This window comes from Vibrio pomeroyi, assembly GCA_041879425.1.
Lineage (GTDB): Bacteria > Pseudomonadota > Gammaproteobacteria > Enterobacterales > Vibrionaceae > Vibrio > Vibrio pomeroyi_A.
In genome coordinates, this window is sequence record CP090854.1 from 2,262,934 (window position 1) to 2,280,331 (window position 17,398).

Annotated in this window: 17 protein-coding genes; 1 reads left to right on the top strand and 16 read right to left on the bottom strand. The window is 44.5% G+C overall.

Annotated features, from left to right (window positions below; all coding sequences use genetic code 11):
- Positions 1-69 precede the first annotated feature (69 nt).
- Positions 70-1,164 carry a TRAP transporter substrate-binding protein gene (locus L0992_09870; GenBank protein ID XGB66030.1) on the bottom strand — a complete coding sequence of 365 codons (1,095 nt, stop codon included), beginning with the start codon at positions 1,162-1,164 and terminating at the stop codon, positions 70-72.
- 555 nt (positions 1,165-1,719) lie between these two features.
- Positions 1,720-2,112, bottom strand: coding sequence for a MarR family transcriptional regulator (locus L0992_09875; protein ID XGB66031.1), 393 nt, complete (start codon positions 2,110-2,112; stop codon positions 1,720-1,722).
- A gap of 220 nt (positions 2,113-2,332) precedes the next feature.
- On the opposite strand from L0992_09875, the gene L0992_09880 reads away from it, so the two are divergent.
- Positions 2,333-3,133 carry a DUF2982 domain-containing protein gene (locus tag L0992_09880; protein ID XGB66032.1) on the top strand — a complete coding sequence of 267 codons (801 nt, stop codon included), beginning with the start codon at positions 2,333-2,335 and terminating at the stop codon, positions 3,131-3,133.
- Between the two features lie 100 nt (positions 3,134-3,233).
- Here the strand turns inward: L0992_09880 and L0992_09885 are convergent, their stop codons facing one another.
- The 14 genes from L0992_09885 to nrfC form a co-directional block, all read right to left on the bottom strand.
- Positions 3,234-3,887 (bottom strand): MBL fold metallo-hydrolase, encoded by a 654-nt coding sequence (locus L0992_09885; GenBank protein ID XGB66033.1) that lies wholly within the window; start codon positions 3,885-3,887, stop codon positions 3,234-3,236.
- 100 nt (positions 3,888-3,987) lie between these two features.
- Positions 3,988-4,536 carry a DUF882 domain-containing protein gene (locus L0992_09890; protein XGB66034.1) on the bottom strand — a complete coding sequence of 183 codons (549 nt, stop codon included), beginning with the start codon at positions 4,534-4,536 and terminating at the stop codon, positions 3,988-3,990.
- 198 nt (positions 4,537-4,734) lie between these two features.
- Positions 4,735-6,273 carry a L,D-transpeptidase family protein gene (locus tag L0992_09895; GenBank protein XGB66035.1) on the bottom strand — a complete coding sequence of 513 codons (1,539 nt, stop codon included), beginning with the start codon at positions 6,271-6,273 and terminating at the stop codon, positions 4,735-4,737.
- A gap of 81 nt (positions 6,274-6,354) precedes the next feature.
- Positions 6,355-7,461, bottom strand: a complete 1,107-nt coding sequence (locus L0992_09900) for a DUF1513 domain-containing protein (GenBank protein XGB66036.1) — start codon at positions 7,459-7,461, stop codon at positions 6,355-6,357.
- Complete coding sequence (locus L0992_09905) at positions 7,451-8,512, bottom strand: iron-regulated protein A (protein ID XGB66037.1); 1,062 nt, start codon at positions 8,510-8,512, stop codon at positions 7,451-7,453. Before L0992_09905 ends, L0992_09900 begins: the two co-directional genes overlap by 11 nt.
- Before the next feature lie 159 nt (positions 8,513-8,671).
- Positions 8,672-10,060, bottom strand: a complete 1,389-nt coding sequence (locus L0992_09910; protein ID XGB66038.1) for a c-type cytochrome — start codon at positions 10,058-10,060, stop codon at positions 8,672-8,674.
- 112 nt (positions 10,061-10,172) lie between these two features.
- On the bottom strand, positions 10,173-11,432 hold the full coding sequence (locus L0992_09915; protein XGB66039.1) for a peptidase: 1,260 nt from the start codon (positions 11,430-11,432) through the stop codon (positions 10,173-10,175).
- A 177-nt stretch (positions 11,433-11,609) separates the two neighbouring features.
- Positions 11,610-12,206, bottom strand: coding sequence for a GTP cyclohydrolase II (locus L0992_09920; protein ID XGB66040.1), 597 nt, complete (start codon positions 12,204-12,206; stop codon positions 11,610-11,612).
- Positions 12,207-12,454: 248 nt separating this feature from the next.
- Complete coding sequence (locus L0992_09925) at positions 12,455-12,631, bottom strand: hypothetical protein (GenBank protein XGB66041.1); 177 nt, start codon at positions 12,629-12,631, stop codon at positions 12,455-12,457.
- 89 nt (positions 12,632-12,720) lie between these two features.
- Complete coding sequence (gene nrfF / locus L0992_09930) at positions 12,721-13,161, bottom strand: heme lyase NrfEFG subunit NrfF (protein ID XGB66042.1); 441 nt, start codon at positions 13,159-13,161, stop codon at positions 12,721-12,723.
- Positions 13,158-13,712, bottom strand: a complete 555-nt coding sequence (locus tag L0992_09935) for a DsbE family thiol:disulfide interchange protein (GenBank protein ID XGB66043.1) — start codon at positions 13,710-13,712, stop codon at positions 13,158-13,160. Before L0992_09935 ends, nrfF begins: the two co-directional genes overlap by 4 nt.
- The gene (locus tag L0992_09940) at positions 13,693-15,609 is read right to left on the bottom strand and encodes a heme lyase CcmF/NrfE family subunit (GenBank protein ID XGB66044.1); all 1,917 of its coding nucleotides are present in this window, start codon (positions 15,607-15,609) and stop codon (positions 13,693-13,695) included. Before L0992_09940 ends, L0992_09935 begins: the two co-directional genes overlap by 20 nt.
- Before the next feature lie 123 nt (positions 15,610-15,732).
- Positions 15,733-16,707, bottom strand: a complete 975-nt coding sequence (gene nrfD / locus L0992_09945; protein ID XGB66045.1) for a cytochrome c nitrite reductase subunit NrfD — start codon at positions 16,705-16,707, stop codon at positions 15,733-15,735.
- A gap of 2 nt (positions 16,708-16,709) precedes the next feature.
- Entirely contained in the window at positions 16,710-17,396 is a 687-nt protein-coding gene (nrfC, locus tag L0992_09950) for a cytochrome c nitrite reductase Fe-S protein (GenBank protein XGB66046.1), read from the bottom strand.
- Positions 17,397-17,398 lie beyond the last annotated feature (2 nt).

The window sequence follows — 17,398 nt, forward strand, 5'->3', positions numbered from 1 at the left end:
CTTATTCACTCTTAAATACTCAATAAGAAAAGCTTCGGGTTCATTTAGATTCAGTTCAACAACTGTCGATTATTTCGCTTGGCTGTTTAGATAAGCTCTGTGAGAAATATCCGTCCATGAACGGACTTGCTCTAGGTAGCTTGCTTGTGAAGCTTGAATCTCTTTTGCTAGCTCATCTTTCTCAGCATGTGCAGCAAGTAGGCGATCGTTCGCTTCTTTCAGAGCAGACATAACCTCTGGTGGGAAATCTTTCACTTGTACATCAGGGTATTCAGTCTTCATTGAAACCCAGTTCTTACCACTTTCGTGCGTTGCTTGTGTGTACATGTCGTAAGCTGCTGTACGCATTGCAACACGCAAGATTTCTTGCAGGTCTTCAGGCAGCTTGTTCCACGTGCGTTTGTTCACTAGGAATTGAAGCTCTGAACCCGGCTCGTGCCAACCTGTGTAGTAGTAAGGCGCGATTTTGTGGAAGCCCATACGCAGATCAAGTGATGGACCTACCCACTCTAGTGCATCGATCGTGCGACGCTCTAGAGACGTGTAAAGTTCACCTGGGGCAATGTTCGTCGGTTTAGCACCTAGCTCAGCAAGAATCTCGCCCGCAAAGCCTGGGATTCGCATTTTCAGACCTTGTAGATCTTCAACGCTGTTGATCTCTTTTTGAAACCAACCACCCATCTGAATATCTGTGTTACCACCTGGGAACGACATCAAGTTGTGTGGAGAGTAAACCTGCTCCATCAACTCCATACCACCACCGTGATAGAACCACGCGTATTGTTCTGCCGGCGTCATACCGAAAGGCATAGAAGTGAAGTAAAGAGTGTTTGGAACTTTACCTTTCCAGTAATAAGAGCCTGAGTGACCCATGTCGTATTGACCAGACTTAACCATGTCAAAAACGCCTAGTGGGGCTTTGTGTTTGTTCGCTGAATCGATTCTGATTTGAAGTCGACCATTCGACATCTTCTCAGCCATCGCTGCCATGTTCTTAGTTGCATCACCGAAAACTGGGAAGTTTGGTCCCCACGTTTCTGCAAGCTTTAAACGGTAAACCTTATCAGCGGCTGTAGCACCAGTAGCGACCAAAGCTAAACAAGTCGCAGCGGTTACTGCAACGTTTTTAAAAACTCGTGTGAGGGAGTTAGAAATGAGACTCATGTTCACGTCCTTTGTTGGGTTAACACTCTTTCTATGAGCATTTTTTATGATTCAACATAAGAGTGCACCGTGATGAGGCAACAAGATATCAGGGAGAGCACGCACGCATGGCGTGAGCAAAGTTACGTATTAGACCAAAGGATTAAGTAGAACTACGTAGGAGATGATTGAATAGTGTCGATTTCAAAGGAGTTTGGATATTCACCAAGGCAATGCGTATTGATAAATACCTAAGTAGTTATAATGAACCGCTATTAACAATTGATTCCCATTTCGTGATGAAGCTCTATCCATTGCTGCATTTTAGGGAAAGTTACCCGCGCTTTTTAGTTACGCGCCCTACTTTAGGGCTTGGTGATTAGAAGCCAAGCTAGGAATTAGAGATAGCAAGTTAGGCGGTCGCTTGGAATGGGAGCAACCAGTAAATAAGAATAACCAGTAAATGAGAATAAGCGGTAAATGAGAATAAGCGGCCAATGAAGTTTATGGCAGATACAAAAAAGCCTCGATAATCGAGGCTTAAAAACTTAACGAAGCGAATGTAATCCCACAGGATTAGATAGCTTTGTAGATAACCTTGTTACCTGCTAGCTGCTCTTTCGCTACTAGGTTTTCTTCAAGAAGTTTTTTCAATGCGCCTGTTGCCCATGAAGCTGCTTTCGCGTCTTCTTGACCAGCTTCTAGGCCGATACCTTTAGGGTTAATGCCTTCAGCATTGCTAACAACGATGTCTAGAACTTGTTGTTGCTTAGGAGTCAGTGCTACTGCAACTTCTTTAGTTGCTGCTACTGTTTTCTCTACCGCTGGTTTTGCTGCTACAGTTTTTTCTGCTACAACTTTCTCTGCGACAGGCTTCGCTTTTTTCGGCGTTGCCACTGCTTTAACTACAGCCGCTTTAGTGCGTTTCTGCAGTTTAGCCTGCACCTTACGCTTATGAGCAAGTCTCATTGAATATTTCTCCAGTTCACTGCTCTTTTCGCAGTGGTGAAAATTTGAAGCGCGATTTATACCAAAAAACAGGAGCTATTTGTAGAGTGAAGCGTCGAAAGTCGACGAAAAATACCGATATTGTCTACTAGCGTCTATTATTTAAACATCGACTTATCAATTCAGGGTCATATACACTGGTTATCCATCCAGACAAAAATATGAAAAATTGGTGTTGCCTATGGACACTCGTCATCTTACTAATTTCTCTTTGCCTTCATTCACTCGCTCGTACCGTATCCTAGCCGTTATTTTAGGCTTCATTTGCTTAATCGTCGCACTCTACAGCGACAACCCAAAGTTACTGATCGTTGGTGCTTTTTGCAGTATTGCCCTTCTGGGAACCGGCTATTATTTGATGCTGCGCAGCCGAGTGATGTTCACACTGACTCCGACTCATTTTCAGCAGCACTTCTATAAAGGCGGTTGGGTTTTGAAATGGAGCAACATTCAAAAAATTGGCCTGTGTACTTACGAACAAGATGGTTGGCATCAACCTTTGCCTTGGGTAGGAATTAAGGTCAAAGACTACTCGCCCTACCTCGATTCAATCTGCCCTAAGATCACCTGTGAATTATTGCTCAGCCAACGAGCACTTTTGTACTTGGGAGCGAAACAAGCGGGTAAAGAGTCAAACTTTGAAGATATGGTTTTAGACTCATCGCACTACCACACGCGTTGTACCGAAAACGGCTGTGTTGAACTAAGCCAATATAAAGAATCAAAGAATACCGACGACGTGCATTTCAACACTCAACAAACGCAAATGGATGCGGATTCACCCGACGAAGTTAATAATCAAAATGCAGTGATCAAGGACTATTCAGGGTTACAGGCGATGCTTGCCAACAGAATGAAGTACCAAAGAGGCTTCCACGGTTATGACATTTTCATATCAACCCATGATTTGAATATTAGTGGAGAAGAATTTGTTGGTCTGGCTCGACGCTACTTGGCAGCGGCCGAGCGCCTTTCAGATTAAAAAATCGGTTAAAAAGCAAACTCACACCCAATAAAAAAGCTTAGCTTTCATAAGAAAAGCTAAGCTTCATTTTCAATCGTTCTTTTATTAAATCAGAGATTTAGTAGAGAGGCATTTCATCTGCGACGAACGGGTTTGATGCGCGCTCACGACCGAATGTCGATTCAGGACCATGACCCGGCACGAATGTTACGTCACTGCCTAGCGGCCAAAGCTTAGTCTTGATTGAAGCGATAAGTGTATTGAAATCACCTTGTGGGAAATCAGTACGGCCAATTGCACCGTTAAACAACACATCACCAACAAACGCTAAACGAGCTTGCTCGCTGAACAGTACAACGTGACCTGGCGTGTGGCCCGGAGTGTGAATCACATCGATAACTTGGTTACCAAAAGTCACTTTATCGCCCTCTTCTAACCAAGTGTTTGGTTCAAAGGCTTTACACAGTGGGAAACCAAACATCTGGCTTTGATTCTCTAGGCCTTGTAACCAGAAGTTATCCGCCTTATGTGGGCCAACAATATTCACCTTCAAGATCTCAGCAAGAGGCACAGTGCCACCTACATGGTCTAAGTGACCGTGCGTTAGTACCAAGTTCACCACTTTAACACCCAGCTCTTCGATGATAGCGGCTAGTTGTTGAACATCACCACCCGGATCGACAACGATGCCTTCCATGGTTTCATCACACCACACAATCGAGCAGTTTTGAGCGAAAGAGGTAACAGGTACAACTTGATACTTAAGAGACATATACAAACCTTAAAGGGCAAACTGAAATTTGGGCAAACTATGACATTGGATGTCTACTTTGACAAGTGCCTACCGTATTGCCCTTCAACTCAGCTTAGCGCTACCAGCTGCGTACTGGACCAGTATCAATATGGATAAAGTTGCTACGCGCATAATAACCCACACCACCTGCGTTCAGGCTTTTGGCTACGTCTCTTAACTCTTTCAGATCGACGCCATCAATACGGAAATCGATCGCTTTACCTAACATATGGTAACTCTTTTTAGCCACACCGCTCGACTTAGAACGAAGAGCTTCATTGGTCGCTGGAGAACGGTAACCAGAGATCACCTGAACTTCTTTTTGAATACCCAAGATATTCTGAATCTGAGTAATCTGATCGAACAGGTTCTTATCCATAGGGTGAATTTCATTGCGGCGGAAATCGCGACATAGCTTGCTAAGGCGTGCCATCTCGTCACCAACATAATTAGTGCCATCGAAATAACAAGTCTCTAATCGTTCACCAGTGTGAAGATTGTTCATGCTAATCGTTCTTGGTTGATCAGGGTATGAAGCAAAAGCGATAGAAGGAGTAAGAGAGGCGACAACAGCAGTACCACCAGCGTAAGTCAGAAACTGACGGCGTGAAAATAAACTTTGAGACATACAGCAAAAAAACCAATTAGATCGAACGAAAAATGCACGATACATAATGGTATTTGCTGCGTCAACGTACAAAAACCACGCAAAACGTTAGTATTTGTAACCTTTGCGCGGTTAGTTATTGATACTCATTATAATTTTATCAATAGAAGCTTCGTTGTCATTTTTTGGTCAAGATCACCTTTATTGGTCGTATTTTACTCAGCCACCCTCTTTATCATATTGGTAGATGTCACCGCGGTACTGTATGCCGCCCTCTTCAAACAGCACGGTTTGATAGATGATATGTACGGGAATTCGCTTCTTGAGGCGAACCTTAGTATTAGGAGCAAGGTCGTCATTCTGATTCGGGACCTTCCTTACCTTGGTAGCAAACAACAGCTCAGCCAGTTCTTCTGCGTGCTCAACACGTATGCAACCTGAGCTATAGGCACGGAAATCGTCATTAAACAGACCTTTACTGGGTGTATCGTGCAGATAAATCGCTCGCTTATTGGGTGTGTTGAACTTGTACAAACCTAATGCGTTGCGCGAGCCCGCCTGTTGACGCATTCGATATGGGAACGAATTGAAGTTGATGGTCTGCCAATCGATCTCTGTGGTGTCGACCGTTTCCATTGAACGCCAACCGTCAATCACTTGGAAGTTGTTCGTTTCAAGGTAGCTTTCGTCGGCTTTGACCTTAGGCAAAATGTCTTTCACCATGATTTTCCACGGCACGTTCCAAGTCGGATTTAAGATGACTGAATCTAGATTTATCTCTAGAAGCGGCGTTTTTCTTGATTTTCTACCGACCACAACTTTGGACTCAAAAACCTCTTCGCCACCTTCCCAATACTTCATATCAAAACTCGGTACATTCACCACAATTAATGAATCTCTATCTCTTGGCCACAAACGAACACGTTCGGCATTCAGAGCCAATGAGGTTAATCGATCATCAAAGCCCATGTTGATCCACTTGATCGTGTCAGGGCCGACGATCCCATCGTCTGTAAGACCGTGCATACGTTGGAAGGACTTAATCGCCGTTTGCAGATCTCGATCGAACTCAGGGAAATCGACCGCGATCATCGAGGTATCCACGCCAACCAAGGCAATACGTTCAACAAGAATGGCTTTATCTGAAAGTTGGTCGCCCAAGCGTTTCAAACCCTTCTGTCTGTACCGATCAATCTTGAGCTCAGACGCCGTTTCTAACACTGAATAGGTCGCCTTGAATTGATCAAAATCCCCAACAGGTGGCGCGTAAGACAACACCATCTCCAATAAGTAATCATTGGCGACACTGCTTTTCAGTCTCATCAAAATATGGGGCGAAGGCGCAGGCAGTTTAGAATGTAGCTTACCCGAGAAGTACCACTCTTTACCGGCAAGTGGCGCATTTTCAACGTAGCTTAAGTAATAGATAAACGTGTCGGTGAGTAAGATGTCTAGCTCTTGCCATTGACCACGAGATTGGTACTGACGGATTTGCTTTAATTGTCGATCAAACAGCGGCGCCATTTGCGCTTGTTCTAACAGCGACAGTTGGAATTCAAACGCTTTAACAAGTTCCGGTGAATCCCAAAGGATAGGAAGAGAAGAATCTTGATAAATACTCTGGGTGAGCTCTGGATAAATCAGCATAAAAGAGAGTTCTGAATCAGCCGGAATGAAACGGCTCTCGTCAGAACTCGTATAGCTCCATGCGTGCACAGAAACTAACACCAATAATCCACAGAAGTATTTCGCTAACATGCTTAACTCCGTCACCAGTAATTCCATAAGTATGGCAAAGAAATGGGAGTAAGCATGTTATTTTTTAAGGGATTTTATGAATCAGATTGCACTCCAGTGATTATCCCACTGGACGGATGATTGCTGGCTTGATTTCTCATATGGCTTGCGTTGGCTCACCACACTGCCCGCTCCAGAACTGAGTCTAAACTCACCATCAAGCAGCACAGCACCAGAAGCATCGGATAGCGCAGACAGTTCCACTAACTCTTTCGTCTCTTTAGACCAAATACCGTAGCAATTGCCTCGTGGTGAGGTAGCAATAATCCAATCATCTGACGCCGCAATACTTGCGATATAGTGATTGAACCTTGCCCACTGTTCAGGCTCTGCATTCAGAGACTCAAACTGTCCGCCTTTAGTGTGCATCGCCAACAGCGAAGGATACTCGTCCGGTTCACCGCGATACTGCTGACCACAAAGCACGGTTTCAGCGCCATCGTGGGCTAAGTGTCGAATGCTTAGCTTCTTGTCCAACAACTTAACCTGATCAAGTAGTACACCTTCAGGGGATACATAACTTAAGCTCGGCTGCATTGAATCCAAGTTTTTCGGTGTTCTTCCGTCAGTATGAACGCCACCAACGCCGATCGCGAGATTACCATCGGGCATGATGATCACTTCATGAGGACCAATACCAAAATCGGAGAACTCTTCAACCTTACGATAGCCTTGAGCGACATCGTACACACCGATCACACCTTGGCTGCTGTCGGTTTTACCTTCAGTGGCATACAGTAACTTGCCATCTAACGAATAAACGCCATGACCATAGAAGTGGCGGTTGCTCCCTTTCACCACCATTTTAATCTGCTCGCCCTTTTTATAGTCAAACACCATAAAGTAGTCACCAGGACGGCGAGCAAACACCACGGCATGCGATGAGGTTGGACAAATAGCGACGCCATGACCACGATCAGGAATTGGCAACTGGCTCAATGGCATGCCATATTCATCAGCCACAACCGCTGAATATTGGCCACGACCATTTAGCGCACAGCCAATCAGCTGAGGATCATTAGATGCACTTACACCATCCTTTCGAGTTGCCCCATCCTTTCGACTCGCACAGCCAAATGGAAGCACAGGAACAGCTGCACAACCCAGTGCAGCCTTGAGTAGCGTTCTTCGCGTAGTATCAGTCACCATCGGTAGCATTAAATCCTATTACCACGCCAAGCTCGATCGCCACTTCTTCATGAATCAGGTACTTCAAACGTTCAAGTTTGTTGTATTGAGTCAGCACCTCGCGGTAGCCCTCTTTACTCTGCAGTAACTCGAACAGGCTTGAATCAGTCGGCCAAGTCTCTAGCGTCAATGTGAACTGGTCTGCAACACGATCAGCAAGGTCATTTAAGCCCTTCTCTCTCAATAATCCGTCTAAGCCATTGCCATCAGCGAGGTACAAGTTCTGAAGTGCTGCTACGTTTGCTTTTAGTTGAGTCATCGAGGTTTGTGCACGCCATGATTCTGAGAAGTAAGGGCGCGGATGACCGATTTTCGCCATCGGACGACTCAGCTTTTTCATGCTGTAATCAAGTTGGTTGGTTAACAAAGCGATGTATTCAGATTCCCAACGCATCTCGTCCAGAGCTAACCACGGGTTAACCTGCCAAGCTTCAGCAATAGAGGCTGATTTCATCGCCAAGTTTTGGGCGATAGCTTGTGAAGATAGACAACCTGAAGCTTTGTCTTGAAGCAGTGGAGATTGCTCGTCGTACAAAGACCACTCTAATGCACCAAGTCCTTGAACAGTAACACTCTGTTGTGCGATTTCGTCTTGTGACCAAGCTTTATCTTGTTGAGTCAGCTGACGCATTTTTAGGCCTGTGGTGTTCTTTTTGTCTGGCCAAAACTGAACATTCCAGCTCTCTTCCAGTGCCGCTGTTGGGCCTCTTTCTTGACCTTGCAGTGCCATCCAGCTGTTCATCGTGAGCTGCCACTGATTTTTCAAAGCATCCAGCTCAACATTGTTGGTTTCACAGTACCCCTGCATCAAGACTTCCAGCTCACTGGCTTGCTTAGCGAATAGCACGGCTGAATCAAACTCTTGTTGATACACGTTACGGCTGATGTGAGCAGTCGTGTCTGCTTGATAAGAAACACCATTAACCTCAGATGAAGCCGTTTGCTCACCTGATGATTGGCAGCCTGCCATGATTAATACCGACAAAGGCATTAACAAAAATTTATGTGTCATGCTGTTACCTTACTTCCTATTTTTTCTTTTAATTATATGAGTTCAATAAATATGAAACGACCGCTGAGCTCGTATTCCTACAAGTTCAGCGGTTGTGTGTTTTAAGTTAACTTTTTATCCGTGCTAACTCAGGTGTTGAGGCAATAAGCTTCAAACTGCCTATAGCGAGTTCAAAAACGCCAACAGTGCTTTGCGCTCGGTCGCATTCAAAGACAGAACTTTTTGTTTCGCCATTTCAGCTTCACCACCGTGCCAAAGCACCGCTTCCATAACGTTTCTTGCGCGACCGTCATGAAGCAAGAAGGTGTGACCATTCACTTCTTTGGTATAGCCTAATCCCCACAATGGCGTGGTGCGCCACTCTTGACCATTAGCAAGATACTCAGGGCGGTTATCCGCTAAACCTTCACCCATGTCGTGTAGCAACATGTCGGTATATGGGCTAATTAACTGATTAGATAATGCAGGCAGACCTTCTCGCTCTGCCGTGCGGAATTCGGCTTGGTGACAACTTTGACAGCCAACGTCTTTGAACAGTTTTTTACCTTGCACAACAGCTGGATTATCTACGTTACGACGAATTGGAACCGCTAAGTGCTGCGAATAGAACTCAACAAAATCTAGGATGTTGTCGCTAACTTCTGGCTCACCACCATTTGGGAAATCATCACAAGTCGATTGCGCAGCTGTGCAGTTTTCGTTCGGGAACAAGCTGCTTGTTAGGCCTAAGTCACCATTAAATGCCGCTGCGTTTTGCTGCATTAGATTTGGCTGTCCGGCTTTCCAACCGAAACGACCAAGCGTCATTTCATTGGTTTGAACATCAAGAACATAGTTGGCTTTACCCGACACGCCCTGTTTGTCTGCCAATTGTTGCTCAGCAAATCCTAAAATCGTTTCTTTTGGAATGCTCTCAAGCAAGCCAAGGCCGATCATTGGCGGCGCAACACGAGCTGAGAATTCAGTTTTAGGGTGCATATCACCGAACGCAAGTTCAGTGATTTTTAAAATCGGTTTACGCAGAGTAACGACTGTACCGTCTTTGAATTCAACAGGAACATCGGTGTAACTGATGTTCACTTTACCCTCTGGTTTAACACCTTGAAGTGCGAAATCTTGTAGCTGACCACCGTAAGTCGGTTCAGGAATACCACCATCGCGAATAAAGGCTTGTCTCTGCTCTGGCGTTTCAGCCGGAATGCTTAAACGAACCAACATGGATACTGCGTTCTCATCGCCTTTTTCTGGCGCGTGACCACGACCATCTTTGATGTGGCAGTTTTGACAACCGTTAGTATTAAATAGCGGTCCTAATCCATCACGAGCATCCGTTGATGACGGTGCGGGAACCCAAGGGTTTCTAAAAAAGCTGTTACCCACGCTGAAATCCAAGCGTTTGCTCATAGGTAGATTGGCTGCGGGAAGAGAAAAAGCGTTCGCTCCCTCTTTCTTCACGGTAGTTTTGCCGCCAGAGTAGGTTTCATGAGCGTGTAATGGAGATACGAAAAACAGTGCGGTTAATAGTGAGGCTGAGAGATACGACTTCATACATTGCCTTGCTGTGTTTTTGATTTTAGTTTTTATTTAGGAGTGACTTTCTTGAGTAGCAAACAATTAAGGGCTCAATGAGAGCCCTTACATTGGTTTTGGTCTCGGGTTCTTAGAACTCGTGATCAGCCGTGTCTGGGTTTAGGCTATCAATACCAATCACACCAGCAGCACGCTCAATTGCAGCAGTTTGAGACACTAGCGCAACAATTGTTTTGTTTACTAGCGCGTTACCTGCAGCGTTGTCAGCAGCGATTAGCTGATCGAAGTGCTGGTTGTTTTTCTCTGCAGACGTTACTAGCTCGCCTACTTGTGCACGTGCTAGGTCAAACTGCTTTTGGATCTCTTTCGCAGCTTGCTCATCTTTTTGCTCTACTAGGTCAAACAGGCTTGGACCTGAAAGTAGAGTACCGTCTTCACGCTTGTATAGACCCGTGTAAACGTTGTAGATGCCTTGCTCGTTGTAGTAGTGAGAGTTGTGCGTGTTATCAGAGAAACAATCGTGCTCGTCTTCCGTTGAGTTAGCTTCTAGTGCTACCTTCATACGCTCGCCCGCTAGCTCACCTAGAGACAGTGAACCCATGCCGAACAGCATTTTACGTAGGCCGTTCTCGCTAGATTCAGAAAGAAGCTCTTGACGGTAGTTGCCTTTCTCGCCTTCAGCCCACTGCTTTTCCATCCACTCTAGATCTTGGATAAGTAGTTCAGCTGACGCTTTTAGGTATGCGCCACGACGGTCACAGTTACCATTAGTACACTCAGCGCCAACAACGAAATCAGTGTAAGCACGCTCACCTGCACCGCTGTTAGTACCGTTTAAATCTTGGCCCCAAAGTAGGAATTCAATCGCGTGGTAGCCAGATGCTACGTTCGCTTCAGAACCGCCGATCTCGTTAAGGTCTGCGATTAGCTCAGGGGTGATGTTTGTTGCATCAACAGTTGTCTGACCAATTTGGAAAGTCTTGTTCGCAACGATGTTTGCGCTAGCGCCTTCGTTACCAAGCTCATATTGGTAATCAGAAGAAACGTAGTCGATAAGGCCTTCATCTAGTGGCCATGCGTTTAGTTGGCCTTCCCAATCATCAACAACAACGTTACCAAAGCGGAACACTTCAGATTGTTGGTAAGGAACACGAGACTCAAGCCAAGCTTGTTTTACTTGTTCGAAGTTGCCAGCAGAAGGAGAAGCTAAGAAGGTATCAATAGAAGAGTTCAACGCTTTTGCTGTGATTACTGAATCGGCAAACACTGCATGAGCAATATCTGCGTAATGTTCTACAACTTGATCTTGAGTTACTGCTGCGAAAGAAGAAGCAGAGGCAAAAATGAGTGACGAAGTTACGGCTTTTGTCACTAAAGATTTAATGGTCATGAAGCATCCTTGTTGAGCTTTAAATTATTATTCGTAGTAATAGTGCAAACCATTATCATTTACACTACGGATTTGAATAATACAAACTTACAATTTTATTGCAAGATAAATACAAAAAAACCTCACATTTGTGAGGTCTTTGAACATTTTTGTGTTATACGCAACAAAGATGGCTAATCAGATATCCAGATTATGCTTACCGTGTGAGACTTTCGCCTTCAAGTAGCTTTCGTTACCCGACTTAATGTGAGCAGAGGTATTCACCACTTCTGCAATCTCAATACCAAACTCTTTAAGCTCATTGATTTTCTTAGGATTGTTGGTCACTAAGCGAATTTTTGTGGTACCCAAAGCACGCAGCATTTCTGCCGCTTCAGTGAAATCACGTAAGTCGTCGCCAAAACCTAAGTGGTTATTCGCTTCGTAAGTGTTCATCCCTTCGCTTTGAAGGCGGTACGCATCAATCTTGTTATATAGACCAATACCACGACCTTCTTGGCGTAGATAAAGAATCACACCGCCCGTTTCACCCATGATTCTAATGGTTTCGTCCAGTTGCTCACCGCAGTCACAACGAGAAGAATGGAAAACATCACCGGTAAGACACTCAGAGTGCATACGAACAAGAGGTATGTCTTGTGTCTTGTCTGCTGATTTAAATATTACAGCTACATGCTCTTTATCTGTTTTCAACCCATGAAAAGACAGAAGTTCAGCATCGATACTGCTTGTTACCCCTACTTTGAAATCTATTCTGGCACGCACTTCCGCCATAGCTATACTCACTTGAAAATTCAATGTATTTAACGACACTACAGGATATGTCTAGGCAATATTTTGTAGTGGACTATCTAATGATAGACACTATGAGGCTGTTAACAATTTTTTTCAAGGTCGACCACGAACAAATTGTTATAATATAACAATTATTTTTTCAGATAAGAAAAAACCCCACATTGAGGTGGTCAATGTGGGGTTATAAATTAATCACTTGCGACTAAGACTGTGTTTTTACAGAACGCTCAACTTACTTGAGTTTGCTTCCAGATGACAAGCTGAACCCAAGCATTTTCTAATTCAGTGAGCTCTTCTTGCGTAAGTGTAGAAATGCTCGACTTCGCACTGTATTTTTCTGCCCACTTGTCTGACTGGACATGAGTATGGAACTCTTTCTTTAAATTTGAGATTACGTTATCCACAGATACATCCTTATATAACAGTGCTTAGCCTTTATAATCCTTTAATGTTACAAAATACAGGTCAATTGGTAAACAGTGATACACATTTTTTATGAGCCCTTTCTAACACTTTTTACTGATAAATATATAAATAAGAGAAATAATAGGCTTGGTAGAAGCCAAAGTAATAGGTTTGAAGCGTTCATTGCTGGCTTATAAAGCACAAACTCGCCAAATCGCTCTGTCATATATTGAGTGATTTCATTATTACTCTTCCCTTCTTTCACCATATTAAACACAACAAGACGTAAATCTTTTGCTATCGGCGAGTTCGATTCAATCAGGTTTTGATTCTGACATTGAGGGCAGCGCAGCGTTTTTGCCAAGCTAATAGCACGCTGCTGTTGGTCAGGGCTTTCAAACTCAAACAGTTCCACCTGAATGCTTGTCTCTTTATTACTGGCTGTAAACAACTCTTCTGCCATGGTCGGAAAGCTAATAGCAACAATTGCAGACAAGATCACGACCATCTGTATTAAAGACTTCATCATCCAATCTCACCTTCAAAATACATGGCAAGTTCCTTTTGCCAGACGGATTCATTGATCACACCCAGTAGTTTCTTAATAATTTGACCGTCAGCATCAACTAAGTACGTCTCTGGCGTTCCTATGACTCCTAACTCCAAGGCCAGCTTCCCTTGAGGATCGCTAATGACTTTTGAATAAGGGTTTCCATCACTCGACAACACATTAATAGCGGCTGCTGAATTATCTCGGTAATTAAGACCAACAATAGGAATGCCTTTATTGTGGAGTTTGAGCAAAAAGGCATGTTCAGTTTTACAGATACCACACCATGACGCCCAGACATTCACCAACTGATAAGGGTGCTCAGTAATATCCGTTCGCGTCAGTTCTTGTTGCCCTTTGGTCCCTTCGCTACTGGCTAACGCTGTCGATGAAAATTCAGGGAACGATCTCTGTTGCGTCGATACTGTGGTGGTTTGCTGCTTGTTATCAAGCGCGAATAGAAACGCCAACACCACTATCAGTGCCAATACAATAAGCGTGATGAGTTTGTTACGAACGCTGGTATTCATACTGTGACACCTTAACGGTTTTCTTTTTACGATAAATCAATGAGAGCAACGCACCTAAAATAGAGATCAACCCACCAAACCAAATCCAACGAGCATAAGCCTTATATTGCACGCGGAATGCATAAGCGGTTGAATCCACTTTTTCACCCATGGTGATATACACGTCACCATGCCAGAACCACTTCATCGCAGGCTCACTCATGTTCATGACTCTAACTTGGTAATGTCTTCTTTCTGGTGTGATGTAAAAGCTTCGTTCATTAGCCTCTAAGTCAAGCATTGCCCTTTCGGCAGTAAAGTTCGATGCAACATAAAGCTCAGTATCACGATGAGAAAGCGTCCAGTCCATAAACTCAACCTGTTCACCGGGGCTCAATTTATAACTGCGTTCAAACGAATGGTAGCTGTTCATCGCGGCACCTACCGCTAATACTGCGACACCCACATGTGCGAATGTCATTACCCATACTTTACGTTGGAATTTAGAACTCCGTGTGACCACTAAGCCATAAACATGAGTCAACACAACCCAAAACGCGAGTGACCATGTCATCAGTGCCATCACTTGAATCTTCTCTACTTGCAAAACATAGCAGGTAAAACCAAGAGCAATAGATAGCAGAGCGATTAACGCCATAACGCCTTTCGACGCTTGGGGTTTGATGCTGAGCAATGGAGCAAGGCCAACAACGCCCATTGCGAGCAGAGCTAACGGTGCTATTAGTAGGTTAAAGTAAGGTGCACCTACCGAGATGTTTCCAAGGCCTAATAGCTCAAACACCATTGGATAGAAAGTGCCGAACACCACAACCGCCGTTGCCAAAACGAAGATGAGCACGGCAACTAAACTCAAAAAGCTTTTACTGGCAAAGCGTGTGATTGGGCTCGATTCGAAAGATTCGCCTCGCACGATAAGCAGAGAAAACGAACTCACCAACACAACGACTAAGATCAGCAACAGTGCGATGCCTTTACTTGGGTCAACCGCAAAGGCGTGTACTGAAGTGAGCACGCCAGAGCGAACAATAAAGGTGCCGAGAATACTTAAACAGAACGTAATGAAGGCAAGACTCAGAGACCATTTCAACAGTTGTTGCTTGCCCTTGGCAACACCCAAAGTATGTAGCAAAGCGGTAGAAGTGAGCCAAGGTAATAAACTCGCGTTCTCAACAGGATCCCAGAACCACCAGCCGCCCCAACCTAATTCGTAATATGCCCACCAAGAACCAAGAATGATCCCCGCGGTTAAAAAGATCCACGCAACTACACACCAGCTTCGACAATGAGCGACCCAATCAAACTCGATCGGATCCACTAATAGCGCTGCGACTGCAAAGGCCAGTACAACCGAAAACCCTACATAACCTAGATAAAGTAATGGCGGATGAAATATCAAACCGACATCTTGCAGCATTGGATTAAGGTCTCGTCCTTCAAGCGGCAAGGTTGAATTCAATTCAAATGGGTTTGATGCGAATAACGTGAACCAAGCGAATATTGCGAGTAATACATTCATCACCCACAACACACGGCTTTGATATTCACTGGAGTAACGTTTTTGCAACGCGATAACACCGGACCAACAGCTGATGGTCAGTACCCAAAACAGCAATGACCCTTCATGCCCTGCCCACACGGCGGCCATTTTAAAAAAGGGAGGTAACTGGGTGTTAGAATGTTCTGCGACATACAGAATAGAGAAGTCGTCACTGATAAAGGCATAGCCAAGCAGAACAATCGCGCCAATGGAAAATAGTGCGCTTGAGAGAGAGAAACTACGAATTAAACCTAGATTCGGTGATTGCTTGGCGAGCATTGGGTAAATCGAATGCACAGCGATAATGCTGCTAAGCACAGCGACCACAACTAAACTAAACAGCCCCAAAGAACCGACCATATTACCTCAATAAGGCTCCACCAAAGCAAAGCCAAGTAAAACCGTTGTTAGCTTCTTTATGCAAAGAAACAGAGAATGAGTAAGCAGATGCTCGGTATCCAGCATCTGCTTACTAGTGCGAAATTAAGCTATCGTTAACTGCCCTGCGTAAAGGACAAAAGTTCGTAGCATTAACACGCCCATTAAGCTCAAAGACGTCACGGAAAAGATATACACCGAACTATGACGAATAGAGTCTGGCATGACGGCATTGAGTAACAAGGGTAAAACCATGCCCACTCCAATAACACCGTACCAGAACCAACTTGCCCAGAAGCCGCTACCAATCGCGTTCCACACCGCTTGTTCACTTTGTCCACCAGCAAATACCAGCCCAGTAAAGAAAGTCACCAGAACAAATAATTCGAACATCACAACCGGACGCTCAAATCCGTGAATCCAAGAAACACTGATGCTGTGTGGCGATTCTTTGAAGACCAAAACGCCAAACAAAATACACGCAGCAGCACCCGAAGATAAACTCGAGAATAAGAATAGAATCGGCAACACTGGGTTATTCAGCATTGGGAAGGTATTTAACGCCGAAAGGAGGAAGCCAGTGTATGCGGCAAGCATCAGAGCAAGAATAGCTAAGAATATTTCCAAAGCATTTTCAAACACCTCTATTTTGCCAATCCAATTTCCGACAAAATCGAGTCGTCCTTTTAACCAAGCTTGGTCATTCAAGAACACAACGATTTGATCACGAAATATAATGCCGATCCAAAGGAATAAGATCACCATATACACTTGGAATAAGATCACACCCATCGACATCACAGACGTTGGATTATAGAAGATCATGATCTTCCAAAAGGATAACGGTTTTGTTAGGTGGAAGACCAAGATCAACAGGCCTGAAAAGATCCCAAATGGCGCAAGAAAAGCGGTCGCCTTTAACACACCATTATGAGCAGGATCGCCTTCAATGACCTTTCGTTTAAGGTAAATGGAAATCATGACGGCACCCGCCGACATCCCCGCCAGAAATAGATAGATGGCTATAATCCAGTCCCATACCACGGTACCAGACTGAAAAGCTGTGTCCCATGCACTCATAATCAAATCTCCCCTTTTTGGTGTGGCACTTTATAGAGTTTTGGCTGAGTCCCTAGGTAGGCTTTATCTCTGTAAACCACTTCCGATTGAAGCACTTGGTTTATCTCACTCTTAGGGTCGTTCAGGTCGCCAAATATCAGCGCGTTAGTTGGGCAAGATTCAACACAAGCAGGTAACTTCCCTTCAGCCAAGTTAGTATCACGGCAGAAGTTACACTTATCAGCGGATTTATTCTCTGGATGGAAAAAGCGCACTTGATATGGACAAGCTAATAAGCAGTAACCACAACCCACACACTTCTCTTTGTGCACATCAACAATGCCTGTTTTCTCATCTTTATAGGCTGCACCCGTTGGGCAAACCATCACACACGGAGCATTATCACAATGTTGGCAAGAGTTACGGGTAAAACGGTAATCAACATTCGGATATTCGCCTTGAGGTTCGCTCTTAATGATCTCTAAGCGCGATACACCTTCTGGCACTTTATTTACTTCACGACACGCTTCAGTACAGGCAGTGCAACCAATACACGCGGTTTCATCATGAACCATCCCGTAGCGCTTAGTGCCATCTTCCTGAACATTGGCCAACGTTTTTCGGCTTGTTACCGCCGCCGTTCCTGCAACCCCGGTCGTAAAGATCACTGCGCCTGCGCCAGCTAAAAAGTTTCTTCTTGAGCAGCTCATAG